Origin of the sequence: Shouchella rhizosphaerae (assembly GCF_900142675.1) — a bacterium.
Lineage (GTDB): Bacteria > Bacillota > Bacilli > Bacillales > Bacillaceae_D > Shouchella > Shouchella rhizosphaerae.
The window spans coordinates 1,118,012-1,132,792 of sequence record NZ_FRBS01000001.1 but is presented as its reverse complement, the minus strand read 5'-3'; the positions used below and the strand labels follow the sequence as shown (position 1 = coordinate 1,132,792).

Below are 14,781 nucleotides of genomic sequence, written 5' to 3'. Positions count from 1 at the left end.
GTCACCATCTCTCTCTTTATGCTTTTTTTCATATTTTAGCATGAACGACACCTACTTGCACGCTCTTCGGCAAGTAATTTAACAGTTGACTTCTATGAAAAAATCGGTTATAGTTATAAATGTCCAAGAGATGCATTGCTTATACATACTGATTGGATCCGTTAGCTCAGTTGGGAGAGCGCTACCTTGACAGGGTAGAGGTCACTGGTTCGAGCCCAGTACGGGTCATCTGTTGAAACCCTTATGTGATAAGGGTTTTTCTTTTTGTTATGAACCGAAAGTAACCTCAAAAAATATTATCGGGGACAAATTGGGGACGAACTATTTTACTCGTTTTAACTGTGGCTTTGAATGAGTTGTGGAAGTTTCATTGTTTCGAGCGAATTTATCAAACACACCATACTAATGTGCGATAACCTCCACAAACAGCTCTTCCCACCCTTAGGGATGGCTTTTTTCCTCCTGATCTACACTTGGGCTAAACAACGAATGATTTAATTGCTTTTATTAAATATCTTTTTGACTAATAGGGTTAATTGTTTTAATAAATTTTGATAAAATTCTTCAAAATACTTTGCGACGAATAAACGTACTAGATAAAAGAAAACCCCTACTATACCAATAACTAGAAGTAATTGAAATCCTGTGCTTATAGCATCCAACTTTATCACCTATTTATTATATTTCATAAAAAGAGTCTCTAATTTACTAATAAAGAAATTGTCATTTAATATATATCATAAGGTTACTTTACTTTTAAACCCTGCTTTAATAGCAAAGTTGTTTTTTGTTAGGTGGAATGAAAAGAAAATTTCGAAACCTTTACCCACCGTAGTCAATCCACTTATTGTATCATCGCTAATACCCTTTAGCCAATAATCACTATGGAAATTACTATCAAGTCATTAACTACCCACTCTATAACTACGGTTTTGCCTATACTGACCAATCACTATCCTTCACGGGCTATCCTTTATGAAAGGATTCGCTCTAATGATTAAAGGCACTGCACATCACACAGTATGCCTCGTATTAATCGTTCGCCTAACAGAGTCATTATGTGGGCCGTACTCGAATTCTAGTTTTCTCAAGTGAATCCCTATGGCTTTGTCTGTTGATCGGTTTGCGAGATTGGCATAGGCCAAACTACATTTAACTATAAAAACGCCCCCGAAACGACTTTCAGGGGCGTTAACACATGCCTCTCTTTTTCTAAAACCCAGCCTTATACTGAGTAGGAGCCTCAACAGGAAGCTGTAATTCAGACGCAGCGCCAAGGGCCCAGTATGGGTTGGCTAACAGGCCGCGGCCAACGGCGATGAGATCGGCTTCTTCATTGCCGATTACGGCATTGGCTAAAACAGGGTTTTCGAGGCGGCCGACGGCGATGACAGGGACAGATAGTGCCTGTTTGATCTGTTTTGCCAGCGGCGTTTGGTAACCTGCGTGGCTTCCAGGCAGCCCTCTAGAGCCGATTGGCCCTTCGCCGCCAGAGCTGACGTCGAATACGTCGACTCCTTCGTCTTTTAAAATCTGTGAGAAGCGGATGGCTTCTTCTATATCGTAGCCGCCATCGACATATTCGGTTGCTGAAATACGCATCAATAAAGGCATGCTGTCGGGGATGACGCTTTTGACCGCGCGAATGACTTCTTTGGCGAAGAGCGTGCGGTCTTTACCGTAACGGTCTGTTCGTGTATTCGTATATGGTGAAAGGAATTGATGGATTAAATAGCCATGGGCGCCATGGAGTTCAATCGCGTCAAATCCCGCTTCTACTGCTCGGCGGGCTGCTGCCTTAAACGTTTGTACCATCTCAGCGATTTCGTTCTCTGACAGCGCTCGAGGGGTTTTGTATGTTTCGTCAAATGCCTGGGCGGATGGCGCAACGGGTTCAGGTGCGTCTTCCGCTTTTCTGCCAGCATGGGCGATTTGAATGGCGATTTTGGCACCATATTGGTGAGCTGCATCGACAATCGGCTTAAACGCATCGCGATGGGCGTCTGACCAAAGGCCAAGGCAGTAATCGCTAATCCGCCCATTCGGCTCGACATTGGTCATTTCCACAATAATTAGGCCAACGCCGCCAATTGCTCTGCTCGTGTAATGGTGCAAATGCCAGTCAGTCGGCATTCCGTCTTTGCCTATAGCCGAATATTGGCACATAGGCGACATGACGACACGGTTTTTAAACGTAAGCTCTTTCAGTTGAAAGCTGTCCATTAAGTTTGGCAAAAGAACCCCTCCCATTTTTCGTTTGTTCAGGCTTATCGTAAAGAGATGTTGCCCGCAATTCAAGCAAAATGCTTGCAAGGGGGCGTTTCAGTACGGTTAACTAGAATCTATAGAAGCCATTTTTGACTAAAGGGCGAGGCTAGTGGAGCGACATGCTGCGGTTGGAAACCGTGCCTTTTGGTGAAAAGGAGGAGGAGCGTTTTGCAGAAGGAATTACATAAGCAGTTTACAACGATGATTGCTGAACCACGTGTTCAAGAAGGGTTGGCTTTTTTAAAAAACGATGACAGGCAAACGTTGCATGAACAAATGACGATCGCTGAAATTCCCGCTCCGCCGTTTCAAGAAGAAAAGCGGGCCAACTATGTGCAAGAACAGTTTAAGAAGCTTGGTTTAACAAACGTAAAGCAAGATGAAGAAGGCAATGTCTATGGGCTTAGGCCAGGAAAAAAAGACGTGCCGGCGATTGTGGTGTCTGCCCATTTAGACTCTGTCTTTTCAGAAGAGACGGATGTCACCGTAAAGGAAAGGGACGGTGTCTATTATGGGCCAGGCATAACCGATGATGCCCGGGGCTTGGCGGCATTGCTGTCCGTTATTCGTGCTTTCCAACATACAGGTATTCAGACGGAGGCTCCGATTGTTTTTCTAGCTACAGTTGGCGAAGAAGGACCTGGCGATTTGCGTGGTGTAAAAGCATTTATTGATGGAAATGCTAATATTGCTAGTTTTATTTCGATTGATTCGGTTTCTCCTGAAGAAATCATTTACCAAGGCACTGGCAGTTTCCGCTATGAAGTAACGTTTTCTGGGACGGGGGGCCATAGCTTCCAGCATTTTGGCACGCCGAGCGCTGTTCACGCAGCTGGCCGGGCGATTGCGGCGATTGCTTCGTTGGATGTGCCGGAAACGCCAAAAACAACGTTTAATGTTGGTGTGGTGGAAGGGGGAACGATCCCAACAGCTATTGCTGAAACGTGTACGATTAAATTGGATCTTCGTTCCAATGGCCGAGCTGAATTGGATAGCATTGCTGAAAAAGCGCTCTTGTTGTGCGAAACCGCCTGTTCGCAAGAAGGAGAAGGCGATCAAACCATTCGTTTATCTTCGAAAAAAGTCGGCGATCGTCCTGTGGGTGTTCAATCAGCTGACTCTGAAATCGTTGAAATGGCTGTTTTGGCAACAGAAGCACTCGGCCTTACTCCAGAGTTAGCACCGCCAAGTAGCACAGATGCCAATTATCCGATTAGCAAAGGCATCCCTGCCCTTACCCTTGGAGGGGGCGGAGAGGGCGGCGGTTACCACTCGCTGAATGAATGGTACAAACCGGTGAACAGTTATTTAGGGCCGCAACGTGTATGGCTTGTGGCGTTAGGGCTTGCTCGGGCCATACCGGGAAGTCAAAACAGCTGATAGCATTGTTTTGTGAGCTATGTAAAGGGTATAGAAAAAACAGATAGAGGAAAGGTGGTAGGTCAAGTGAGAGTACTTGTAATCGGTGCAAACGGACAAATTGGCAAACAGCTTGTCGAAAAGATTGAACAGCAATCGCCTCATGAAGCACGGGCGATGGTACGTTCAAAAGAACAGTTGGAATCGTTTCAACAGGCAGGAGTAGACGCTGTGCTGGCGAACCTTGAAGGACCAATTAGCGAATTGGCTGAAGCGGCAAAAGGCTGTGACGTAATTGTTTTTACGGCAGGTTCTGGCGGGCACACAGGCGCAGATAAAACGATGATGATTGATTTGGATGGCGCGATTAAATCAATGGAAGCTGCAAAGCAAGCAGGCGTAAGCCGTTTTGTGATTGTCAGCGCGATTGGCGTTCACCACCGGGAGAAATGGATGTCCTCTGCCCCTTATTATAGCGCCGCTAAGCATTATGCGGATGAATGGCTAAGAGCCAGTGGGCTTGATTATACGATTGTTCGTCCAGGCGGTTTAACGAATGAAAAGGGAAATCAGAAAATCAACGTTGCGGTAGATTTACAGCGTGGCAACATTCCTCGTGAAGATGTCGCGAATGTCCTTCTTGCTGTGTTAGACATGAAGAACACGATCGGCAAGTCGTTCGATGTGGTTAGCGGGGAAGAAGACATTGAAGCTGCTCTTTCTTCTCTATAAAACAAAAAAAGGGTCTCCAGCGCAATCGCTGGAGACCCTTGTCTTTTATACATTTTCTCCTTTTGCTGTTGGTTCCTCTGGGGCATTTAAACGGAACAAACCTGCTTCTATTGCCGAGCGGACAGCAATGTAAACAAAAGGCCCAAAAATCAATCCCATGACACCGAAGAATACAAAACCAAAGTACATCGACAGCACGGTTGGCAATGCATTTAAACCAATTGAGTCACCTAAAACTTTTGGTTCAATGATACGGCGCAAAATCAACAGCACGAGGGCAAGCACCATCAATTGAATGCCCATTGCCGTATTCCCAAGTATGATAACGACCAAGCCCCATGGTACTAGAATAAGGGCAGGTCCGACGTACAATGGAATAATGTCGACTACCCAAATCAAAATCGACATAATCAAGGCAGAGCTTGGAGCAATAAATAATAAGCTGATATAACAGGCTAGGAAGACGCCGATGCTTAAAATAAATTGCGCTTTCCAATAGCCTAAAAATACTTTGCCCATGCGTCGAAAAACGAATTGCAACTTTTGTGACGTTTCGTCTTTAAATAAATTGAACGTGTTGCTGAGCAGACGCGGCAAATCAAGGCTAAATAAGAAAAGGGTGATGATGTATACAAGAGTAACAAACAGCAAGTTAGGAATCGATTGAAGCCATGCTGCAATCGTTGTAATGACTGTGGCTGTGAATCCTAGCACGGTGTCAACAGCTGTCTCAGAAAGGCGTTGCAGTTCCGCAACAATGGCCGCTCCTTGAGGAATACGATCCAACGTATCTGTGAAGTCACTAATAAGCTTGTCAGCGAACTGCTGGATTTCAAATGCATATTGGGGCAGCTGTAATGTCCAACCATAAATAGATTCAATTAAATAGCGAACCGTTATGTATAAAAGAACACCACTGACAAACAAAAAGCTCAAAAACACAATCGTCACCGGCAAGAGCCGTTTTTCTTGTTTCATCTTCTTCTGTAAAAATTTTACGAATGGCTCAAACACCATCGCTGTTAGCAGCGCCAGCAAAATCGGCATAAACGCTGAAAGATTAAAGTAGACAAATAATCCAGCGGCTGCAATGACAACAATCAAAAAGATTTTCTTCACGAGTGAACGGTTCAACTATTGAAAACCTCCTACGCATACAAAACAAATGGAAAGTGCTCCTAGATATGAGAACATCCTTTTAAAAAAAGAATGATCGACGGACAAAGGTGCCTCTTTCCATTATAGCTTAAACCGTCCAATCTAAAAACGAAAAGCACTGGAATCACGCAGAAAATTTTTTTGCTGTTTGGTTGGCTCAGACTGTAGACAAACACTCCCATACGTCATTGTTTGACGAGTGTTTTCTAACCGCCCGAGTCATTTTTATGATTTGCGTTTGCGTAACACGGTAAAAATGACGAGCGCTACAATAAAAAGGCCAGCAATAATGATAGAAAGCCAAAGAACAGACGTGCCAGCTGTGTTTGTTTCATCCTCTCCTGGTCCACTTGCTTCGTGGTCACGATCTTGCTTCACTTCGTTTTCGTTTGCGGCATTTTCTTCCGCTATGCTTTCATCCTCAGGAGTTGTTTCTTCCTCTGCATTTACTTGAAACGAAAAAGATCCATCCAAAGAATGGCCGTCGTCGCCAATGTTTTGCCATTCAACGGTGTATGCCCCATTGCTTAGAGGTTCCTGCAAAATCGCTGTCATCGATGTGTTATCTACATCAATGGACTCGATCGCTGCCTCTTCATCTGTGTCGGTGTTTGTGATCGTCATATCCGCTGTGCCAATTCCGCCATCAAAAGAAACTTGGACTTCCGTAACAGGTTCATTGACTTCTTCATTTTCACCAGGTGTTGACGATTGAAAATGGGAGTGTGCCCCGGCTGTGAGTGGGAAAACAAACAATGGCAACAACAGAAAAACTGCAAGACTTAACCGTTTAAAAAACATGTAAGAATATCCTCCATTCATCTTTAAGTGCGATGTTAGTATAACAAGAAATTGTGAGCACTTAATGAAATTAGCCGTTGTTTATAAATTGTTCACAATGTAAATGGACTAACAACTTGTATGCAAGCTAGGCGGTCATTTCGCTTAATAACCATAGTATAGACAAATGTTAACCCGTTCATAAGGGACCGTGCTTCTGTCAGCCGCCAATCTCCTGTTCACATAAACGATTGTTTTTACGCGCAAGCTACTTCCATCTGGATCGGAAAGGGGGATGTCTGTGAAACGGCAGTGGGTGGCGGCAGCGGTTGTGTCTTTCTATTTGGCTGTCAAGTGGGCAAGCCGAAAGGAGGCAATCAAACGACAGGCAGTGCCTCGAAACGAAGAATTTTCAAATGAGTTTTACCCGCTGGATAGCGATGGGCTAGTAACTAGCTCGCACATTGGCAAGCTGCTACGGCAACTCTTGCAATAGCCTCGTCCACTAGATCATGTTAAAATGAAGCGGTACATTTTGTTAAGAGAGGTTTTTGCCATGAACACCATCTGGAAGAACATAACGGACTATTTGATTGAGTTTCCGTGGATGAACCTGCTCACAGCAATCGGGCTGTTTCTTATTTTTCTCCTGTTTCGCAAACTATTCACGAAGTATTTGTTTAAAGTCATTTTAGCGACTGCGAAAAAAACCAATGTGTCTCTTTTAACGCAGCTGCTCCTTTCGTTTGAGCGGCCGTTGCGTGTCTTTTTTATCGTGATCGGCACTTACGTTGCTTTAAATGCGCTGGGCATCAATATGAGAGAACTGGCCTTACTAAACAACGTTTATGGCAGTGTATTGATTGTGCTTGGCGGTTGGGGGCTCTATAATTATGTTTCCACTCATGGGACATTTATGGCGTTTGCCAAACAAAAATTGCATTTAAGAGACGACCATATGCTCGTTCCCTTTATTTCAAACATTCTTCGTTTCGTAGTGATTGCTTTGACAATCGTTGCTTGCTTGTCAGCGATGGGCGTGAACGTAAACGGATTTATCGCTGGCCTTGGTCTTGGCGGATTAGCATTTGCGTTAGCTGCCCAAGAAACGGTTGCCAATTTGTTCGGCGGTGTAGTTATTATTTTGGAAAAGCCTTTTAAAAAAGGGGATTGGATTTCTACGCCATCTGTTGAAGGCGTTGTAGAAGACATCACGTTTCGTAGCACGAAAATCCGCACGTTTGCGGATGCGGTGGTGATTGTCCCGAACAAAACGTTGTCTAACGAAGCAATTACCAACTGGTCGGAAATGAATATGCGGCGTGTAAACTATTCGATAGGCGTCGGTCAAGAAGCAACAAGATTCGAGTTGCAAAGAGCCGTGGAGGAGATTCGCGAACGGATTCTTAACCATCCTGGCGTTGTCCAAGATACAGTCATGGTTTATTTTGACGAATTTGGTGAATCGAGCTATAACATTTTTGTATATTACTTTACGAAAACAGTCGCTTGGTCTGAATGGCATGAGATTAAACAGGAAATTAACTACGACATTCTCGATATTTTAAAGGACGAAGGAATATCTGTCTTAAAGCCAATTGTTGTGTTAGATCAACAAGATGATGAACAGTTTCAAAAAGCTGGCGAATCATCTTAGCCGAACGAATAGAGAACGCTTGGAGCCGAGGGGAGCAATGAAGGATGCGAGCGTTCGTCTATAGTTTGAAACCTTGCCTAACAGCAAGGTTTTTTAGCTTAGATGCCTTTACCGAAGGGCGTTTTAGCGTTTCCCCTTTCTTTCGGGACAAGAGTTCGTTATAATGAAAAGGCAATCATTCGTGACGTAATTTGAAAAAGAGGAGGGGCCTGGTTGCGATGCCAGGTGTATCTTTGTATGAGGTATGTCAACATTGAAGATGTTTTGCCTGGCGCATCCCTTGGGAAAGAGATATTTTCCATGGACGGCCAGGTTCTGCTAAGTAAAGGGGCTTCTTTAACAGCTAACCATATTGCAAGATTGCGAAAATTTGGTGTCCATATAGTGCCCCTTGATCTTCCAGAGGAAAGCAATTTTGAAGAGGAGGCGGCGTCTCCTAAAACGCAAATCGATTCTATTTTTGAAGAAGATTCCCTTCGTTTTATTGGCTATGGGGAAGAGGAGTGGAAAGAGCGTGTGTTAGCGGTGATGGAAAAAGTAGTGGAAACCGCCAAAGCACAGGAATTTCTTCAGTTTATTCGAAACGGAAGCGATTCTCTTTATGCCCACGCGCTTATGGTTGGCCTTATTTCGACTACGATCGGTGCCCGGCACGGGTATTCAGATAAAAAGCTAGAGCAACTGGCGATTTCTGCTCTGCTTCATGATATCGGAAAAGTGCTGCCTGCATCCTATGACGAGCCTGGCGTTGTGCATGGTTCAGACCATACGTGGAGAGGATACAACTTTTTGAAAACGGTCGCTGAGTTTGGCAAAGTTGTCGCCCATGTTGCCTTATGCCACCATGAGGACTTTTCGCAAACAGGCCATCCCCGCAAAGTGGCTGCTTCGGCTGTCCATGAATTTGCGCAAATTGTAGCGATCGCCAACGCGTTTGACCATTTGACCCACCGGCGTAACGGAGAAGCATTAATGGAACCTGGGGAAGCATGCGAATTTATGTTGGCTTTTACGAATAAACGTTTTAGCCATGTGTTTATGAATGACTTTTTGCGGAGCGTGGCCCTTTATCCAACTGGAAGCCAAGTCGTGTTGTCCAACGGCTTGCACGGCATTGTTGTAAGCCAAAATAGCGGTTTGCCGCAACGCCCTGTTATTCATATTTTGCATACGAATAATGGAGGACAACAAATTACAGTGCAAACGATTGATTTGGCTCAAGAGAATACGGTGTTTATTGAGGAAATTATCTCTTAAACGAAAGTGTTCGTTCGTGTGTGTTGCTGACAACGTTGGCAACACACGCAGACTGAGCGCTTATGGCGAGGGGAGATGCGAAGAAACGTGTTTATGGGCAATACGTTTTCTTGCCTGTGCCACAACTATTCTAAAGCATAAGAGCGAGGCAAACGGACGTTTTCGTTCGTTTTTTGTTTTTAAGGAAGGTGTTCTGATGGGGATTTTTTTGCAAGTCGTATTGCCCGTTTGTTCCATTTTTGCAGCAGGTTTTTTGCTGCAGCGGGCGTTTATGCTCGACATACGTTCGGTGTCGTCTGTAGCGATTTATATTATGACGCCGTGCCTCGTTTTTCGTACTTTTTATACTGGGAATCTTGACGCCCAATATGCCTATATGGCCTTGTTTGCCCTTCTCTTGCTTGCGTCGTTAATTGTCATTACAAAAGGGTATGCAAAACTGCGCAAACTAAGTCTCAGTGAAGAAAGCGGGATGATCTTAGCCACTTCCTTTATGAATGTAGGGAATTACGGAACGCCGATTATATTATTTGCTTATGGCGAGGGTGCCTTTGACCTCGCTGTTTCATTTATGGTGTTGCAATCGATTATCATGAATATTTTCGGCGTGTATTACGCAGCTAGAGGCAAAGCCGCTATGAAAGGGGCCGTGTTAGCGGTTTTAAAAATGCCAGCAACGTATGCAACGGTTCTAGCACTCGGACTCAATGTAGGTGGCGTCGCACTGCCGCCAAACCTCTTTCAACCGATTGATATCGTCGCGGAGGCGGCCATTCCGACGGTAATGTTAATTTTAGGGATGCAACTAGCAATGATTCCATTGCGTGGGTTTGCGTGGGAAAAGCTGACCGTTGCGACAGTCATACGGATGGCGATTTCCCCTGTTGTCGCGTTTGTGATCGTTTCCTTTTTGCCTATTAGCGAAATCCTTAGCAAAGTGTTGATTATATCGGCGGCAATGCCAAGCGCGGCCACAATCGTGATGTATGCGGTCCAGTTTGATTCAGAACCAAAACTTGTCTCCTCGATTACGCTCGTCACCACACTTGTCAGTTTGTTTTCACTGACGTTCTTTCTAGCGATTTTAAGCTAGTCCATTGCAATTTTAAGCGTGACACTTTATCATAATGACAGAACAAAGGAGGCTACATACATGAAAATGATGGATGCAAACGAAATTATTGAGTTTATTTCTAAATCTGAAAAGAAAACTCCTGTAAAAGTTTACATAAAGGGTCAACTTGACAACCTTTCCTTTGGCGAAGGCGTGCAGTCATTTATAAATGGCAACACGGGCGTGGTCTTTGGCGAATGGAGCGAGATTGAAGCTGTCCTTAACGAAAATGCTGCGTTGATTGAAGATACTGTTGTTGAGAATGACCGCCGCTATTCAGCAATTCCGCTCCTCGATTTAAAAGGAGTAGAAGCGCGAATTGAACCAGGCGCCATTATTCGCGACCAAGTGGAAATTGGAAAAGGGGCCGTTATTATGATGGGGGCAAGCATTAATATCGGCGCTGTCATTGGCGAAGGAACAATGATTGACATGAATGCTGTCCTTGGCGGGCGTGCGACTGTCGGGAAAAATTGTCACGTTGGTGCTGGTGCTGTGTTGGCTGGTGTTATCGAGCCACCATCAGCTTCTCCTGTTATCATTGAGGACGGCGTTGTCATCGGCGCAAATGCCGTCATTTTAGAAGGTGTCCGTGTAGGCGCTGGTGCTGTAGTAGCAGCTGGTGCGATTGTAACAGAAGACGTTCCTGCCAATACAGTAGTTGCTGGGACGCCAGCACGCGTGATTAAAGAAATTGATGAGAAAACAAAAGGCAAAACGGAAATAAAGCTGGAGCTTCGCCGTTTAAATGAAGACCAATAACGTATCGTGTGCAGCTTTGCCCTTAGGCAAAGCTGTTTTCATAAAAAAGGAGTGGATTGGTAGTGGACTGGATTGCGCGGGATAACGCGGCGATTATGGGGACGTATGGGCGGTTGCCCCTTGTTATAGACCGGGGAGAAGGCAATTATTTAATTGATGAGAATGGCAAATCCTATTTAGACTTAATTACAGGTCTTGCTGTCAATGTGGTTGGCCACTCTCACCCTGAAGTGATAAAGGCTCTTCAAGAACAAGGTCAAAAATTTCTGCATATTTCCAACTTGTATGTAAACAAGCCGGCGGTTGAGCTTGCCGAACAACTGAGTGAGGCTACGCTTGGCGGCAAAGTGTTTTTTGCGAATTCCGGCGCTGAAGCGACAGAGGCGGCTGTTAAGTTGATCCATAAATGGAGCATGGCACAAAAGACAGCGAAACGAGGCATTGTCGTTTTAAAAAATAGTTTTCATGGCCGAACGTTAGGCGCGTTAAAACTAACGCGGCAAAAAGGCGTCTACCAAGACTTTCCGAAACATGATTTGCCTGTCTATGAAGTGGAGAGGGAAAATGTCGATGAGTTGCGAGCAGTCATCAAAAAGAACAAGCCTGCTGCACTGCTTATGGAACCGGTGCTTGGCTCAGGGGGAGTCATCCCATTATCCCATTCATTTTTACAAGAAGCACAGGCGTTATGTAATCAGGAAGGCATGCTATTTTGCATGGACGAAATCCAAACGGGTATGGGGCGCACAGGCAAGTTGTTTGCCTACATGCATGCCGACTTAAGCCCAGACGTTGTCCTGTTTGCAAAAGGAGTAGGCGGAGGGCTGCCACTTGGTGGCATCATTGTCAAGCAGGATTGGAGCGGGTTGTTCTCCCCTGGGGACCACGGTACGACGTTTGCTCCTTCGCCATTAAGCTGTGCGCTCGGCCTTGCCGTGCTCCGTGTGCTCCAGCAACAAGGCGTCCTCACTGCTAGCCAACAAACAGCAGCCTACTTGCATGATACATTAACAAAGTTGCAACGGGAATTTCCAAACATTTTAGAAGCGTTCCGCGGCAAAGGGATGATGATTGGCTTGCCGACCAAATTAACGGCGGAAAACACGAAAAAACTTCAACAAATGATGATGGAACAAGGGGTGCTCATTGACGTCACCCAACAAACGATCGTTCGTTTGCTTCCGCCACTTACGCTTACAAAAGCCGAAGTCGACACGTTTGCTGGCCACTTCCGCAACGCATTGGCGCAAATTGACGGAGTGGTGGCATCATGAAGATGAACGATCTCATTCACATACGGCGTGCTTTTCATCAAATTCCTGAACTCGGATTTAACGAATTTAAAACACAACAACTCCTTTTAGACACCATTTCAAACATGGAGCAAACGCGCCTGCAAATCAAAACGTGGAAAACAGCCGTGTTTGTCCGCGTCGAAGGCAGACAAGACTATACGATTGCCTATAGAGCCGATATGGACGGGCTGCCTATTACCGAGGAAACAGGCTATTCATTTGCCTCTAAGCATGAAGGAGCGATGCATGCTTGTGGGCATGACTTCCATATGACGATTGCCCTTGGCTTGCTAGACCATTTTGCCAGCCACGAACCAGAATGCCATTTGCTGTTTATTTTTCAACCGGCAGAAGAAGGGCCAGGAGGAGCAAAACCGATTATAGAAGCAGATGTACTAGGTGCTTGGCAGCCCGATGAAATTTATGCACTCCATATTGACCCGAACCTTCCTGTCGGGTCAATCGCCACGAAACCAGGGTTATTGTTTGCCAATACATCTGAGCTTTTTATTGATTTTCAGGGCAAAGGCGGGCATGCGGCTTATCCCCATACAGCGAACGATATGGTGGTTGCTTGTGCCCATTTTGTTACACAAGTGCAAACGGTCGTCGCACGCAACATTGATCCTCTTGATTCAGCAGTTGTAACACTCGGCGTTATAGCAGGAGGCACGAAACAGAATGTCATTGCCGCAACGGCCCGGTTAGAAGGGACGATTCGGACGCTGTCGATGGCATCAATGGAAGTTGTCAAAAGCAGGCTTGAAGCGATTGCTGCTGGGATAGAGGCAAGTTTTGCGTGCAAGATTGCGATTGATTACGGCTCCAATTACTGCGAAGTCTACAATGACCCAGAATTGGCAGAAGCGTTTGCCGCTTTCTCAAAAACACGAAAAGGCATTACGTTTGTAGAGGCAGAAGAAGCAATGACAGGGGAGGATTTTGGCTACTTTTTAAAACAATACCCCGGCGTCATGTTTTGGCTTGGCGTTGATAGCCCGTACGGCTTGCATGATAGCCGCCTGCAACCAAGCGAAGAAGCGATTGGGATTGCCATCGAGCATATGGTCGCCTTTTTAAGCGCGAAAAAGCCCCGCTAATAAGCATGGTATAAAGCCTTCGTTTGCAGCGCATACTAATGTGGAAATAAACGAGGGGGTGCCATATGGCTAAAATAGGGGTACAATCCAATTTGTCAGATGTACAGCAAGAGCTTCAGTCTAAAGGCTATGAAGTTGTACAAATTGAAAATGAACAAGACGGGCAAGACTGCGAATGCTGTATTGTTTCTGGAAGAAATGCGGATGTTGCCGGCATCAGTGTTCCTGGGCAAATGAGCATTATCCACGCAGAAGGTTTAAGTGCAGAAGAAATCGGCCAACGTGTCGACGAAATTGTGACTCAACACTAAAAAAATACCAGCTTTTGCTGGTATTTTTTTTATTCATTTTCTGATTGTGAAAAGGCATCGTATCGTTGCCGGATCGCTTGGCGGATTTCGCGTTCCACTGCCCATTGCTCCATATTATCCGTTTTGGCAATCACACGGATTGTCGTCGTCGCTAAATCGTCGCTTTCGACGCCTAACACGTCAGGGCCAGATACAATAGCTGGATGGCTAAAGTTTTCTAGTGCCTCTTTCACCATTGCTAGCGATTCGTCTAATTTTTGCCCAGCTGGGATGGAAATGTCGACGAGGGCACGCATATTGCCGCGGGAATGGTTGTCCACATTGGCAATGTTGCGGTTTGGCACGTAGTGGAGTGTACCGTCAAAACCGCGAATCAACGTCGTGCGGAAGCCGAGTTCCTCGACAATCCCTTCCACCCCGCCCGCAGTCACATAATCGCCGACTTCAAGCTGACGTTCTAACAATAAGAAAAAGCCAGTCACCACATCGCTTACAAGGCCTTGTGCGCCGAAACCAACGGCAAGCCCTACAACACCTGCACCAGCTAAAATCGGCCCTAAATTGAAACCGAGTATTTCTAAGATCGTCATTGCTACAATAAACAACAACACATAAGAAAATACATTTTGAGTCAGGCTTTTTAACGTTTTCAGTCGAGCTTGTGAGGCGCGGATAGAACGGTTAAATGCCCCGGCGATCAGTTTACGCCCTAAGGCGCGGACGATGAAAAAAATGACGACCACAAGCGCAATTTTCCAAACGGTATGCACAAGCGGATGGGAAAGCCATTCGTTAATAGTACTGTTCACTGATAACCCGCTCCTTCCTCAATATCATTGCTTTGTTGAGAATAGCATAAATCGACAAATCTTTCAAAGACCGCTATGTAAGTAAGGCAGGAATGTGAAGATTTATGTTTCTAGATTAAATTCATTCTCAATTAACATTGACTCCAAAAAGCAAGCCCGTTATAATAATGATTGTATTG

14 protein-coding genes and 1 tRNA gene are annotated in these 14,781 nt (G+C 45.2%); 11 read left to right on the top strand and 4 right to left on the bottom strand.

Features of this window, described 5'->3' with window-relative positions:
* Nucleotides 1–155: 155 nt before the first annotated feature.
* Nucleotides 156–228, top strand: a tRNA-Val gene (locus BUC05_RS05815).
* A gap of 984 nt (nucleotides 229–1,212) precedes the next feature.
* Here BUC05_RS05815 and BUC05_RS05810 read toward each other — a convergent pair.
* Nucleotides 1,213–2,235: an NADH:flavin oxidoreductase/NADH oxidase gene (locus BUC05_RS05810; RefSeq protein ID WP_073304290.1), complete on the bottom strand. Its 1,023-nt coding sequence runs from the start codon at nucleotides 2,233–2,235 to the stop codon at nucleotides 1,213–1,215.
* Between the two features lie 201 nt (nucleotides 2,236–2,436).
* Here BUC05_RS05810 and BUC05_RS05805 point away from each other — a divergent pair, with 201 nt between their 5' ends.
* Nucleotides 2,437–3,648, top strand: coding sequence for a M20/M25/M40 family metallo-hydrolase (locus BUC05_RS05805; protein ID WP_011247283.1), 1,212 nt, complete (start codon nucleotides 2,437–2,439; stop codon nucleotides 3,646–3,648).
* Between the two features lie 66 nt (nucleotides 3,649–3,714).
* Nucleotides 3,715–4,359: an SDR family oxidoreductase gene (locus tag BUC05_RS05800; RefSeq protein ID WP_073304288.1), complete on the top strand. Its 645-nt coding sequence runs from the start codon at nucleotides 3,715–3,717 to the stop codon at nucleotides 4,357–4,359.
* Nucleotides 4,360–4,404: 45 nt separating this feature from the next.
* On the opposite strand, the gene ytvI is transcribed toward BUC05_RS05800, so the two are convergent.
* Both ytvI and BUC05_RS05790 read right to left on the bottom strand, forming a co-directional pair.
* Nucleotides 4,405–5,493 carry a sporulation integral membrane protein YtvI gene (ytvI, locus tag BUC05_RS05795; RefSeq protein ID WP_011247281.1) on the bottom strand — a complete coding sequence of 363 codons (1,089 nt, stop codon included), beginning with the start codon at nucleotides 5,491–5,493 and terminating at the stop codon, nucleotides 4,405–4,407.
* Between the two features lie 249 nt (nucleotides 5,494–5,742).
* Nucleotides 5,743–6,318: a copper resistance CopC family protein gene (locus tag BUC05_RS05790; protein WP_073304286.1), complete on the bottom strand. Its 576-nt coding sequence runs from the start codon at nucleotides 6,316–6,318 to the stop codon at nucleotides 5,743–5,745.
* A gap of 280 nt (nucleotides 6,319–6,598) precedes the next feature.
* Between BUC05_RS05790 and BUC05_RS05785 the strand changes: the two genes are divergently transcribed.
* The 8 genes from BUC05_RS05785 to BUC05_RS05750 all read left to right on the top strand — a co-directional run bounded on the left by BUC05_RS05785 (nucleotide 6,599) and on the right by BUC05_RS05750 (nucleotide 13,793).
* Nucleotides 6,599–6,793, top strand: coding sequence for a hypothetical protein (locus BUC05_RS05785; RefSeq protein ID WP_035201630.1), 195 nt, complete (start codon nucleotides 6,599–6,601; stop codon nucleotides 6,791–6,793).
* Nucleotides 6,794–6,853: 60 nt separating this feature from the next.
* A complete protein-coding gene (locus tag BUC05_RS05780) occupies nucleotides 6,854–7,954 on the top strand; it encodes a mechanosensitive ion channel family protein (RefSeq protein ID WP_073304284.1) in 1,101 nt (366 codons plus the stop codon).
* Nucleotides 7,955–8,191: 237 nt separating this feature from the next.
* Nucleotides 8,192–9,211, top strand: a complete 1,020-nt coding sequence (locus BUC05_RS05775; RefSeq protein ID WP_011247278.1) for an HD-GYP domain-containing protein — start codon at nucleotides 8,192–8,194, stop codon at nucleotides 9,209–9,211.
* Nucleotides 9,212–9,407: 196 nt separating this feature from the next.
* Complete coding sequence (locus BUC05_RS05770; protein WP_035201624.1) at nucleotides 9,408–10,304, top strand: AEC family transporter; 897 nt, start codon at nucleotides 9,408–9,410, stop codon at nucleotides 10,302–10,304.
* Nucleotides 10,305–10,364: 60 nt separating this feature from the next.
* Nucleotides 10,365–11,087 (top strand): 2,3,4,5-tetrahydropyridine-2,6-dicarboxylate N-acetyltransferase, encoded by a 723-nt coding sequence (gene dapD, locus BUC05_RS05765; RefSeq protein WP_011247276.1) that lies wholly within the window; start codon nucleotides 10,365–10,367, stop codon nucleotides 11,085–11,087.
* A 62-nt stretch (nucleotides 11,088–11,149) separates the two neighbouring features.
* The gene (locus tag BUC05_RS05760; protein WP_073304282.1) at nucleotides 11,150–12,361 is read left to right on the top strand and encodes an aspartate aminotransferase family protein; all 1,212 of its coding nucleotides are present in this window, start codon (nucleotides 11,150–11,152) and stop codon (nucleotides 12,359–12,361) included.
* The gene (locus BUC05_RS05755) at nucleotides 12,355–13,482 is read left to right on the top strand and encodes an N-acetyldiaminopimelate deacetylase (protein WP_095255566.1); all 1,128 of its coding nucleotides are present in this window, start codon (nucleotides 12,355–12,357) and stop codon (nucleotides 13,480–13,482) included. The genes BUC05_RS05760 and BUC05_RS05755 overlap by 7 nt, the downstream gene beginning before the upstream one ends.
* Nucleotides 13,483–13,547: 65 nt before the next feature.
* Entirely contained in the window at nucleotides 13,548–13,793 is a 246-nt protein-coding gene (locus BUC05_RS05750) for a YkuS family protein (RefSeq protein WP_011247273.1), read from the top strand.
* Between the two features lie 29 nt (nucleotides 13,794–13,822).
* Here the strand turns inward: BUC05_RS05750 and BUC05_RS05745 are convergent, their stop codons facing one another.
* Entirely contained in the window at nucleotides 13,823–14,602 is a 780-nt protein-coding gene (locus tag BUC05_RS05745) for a mechanosensitive ion channel family protein (RefSeq protein ID WP_063609857.1), read from the bottom strand.
* Nucleotides 14,603–14,781: the final 179 nt, after the last annotated feature.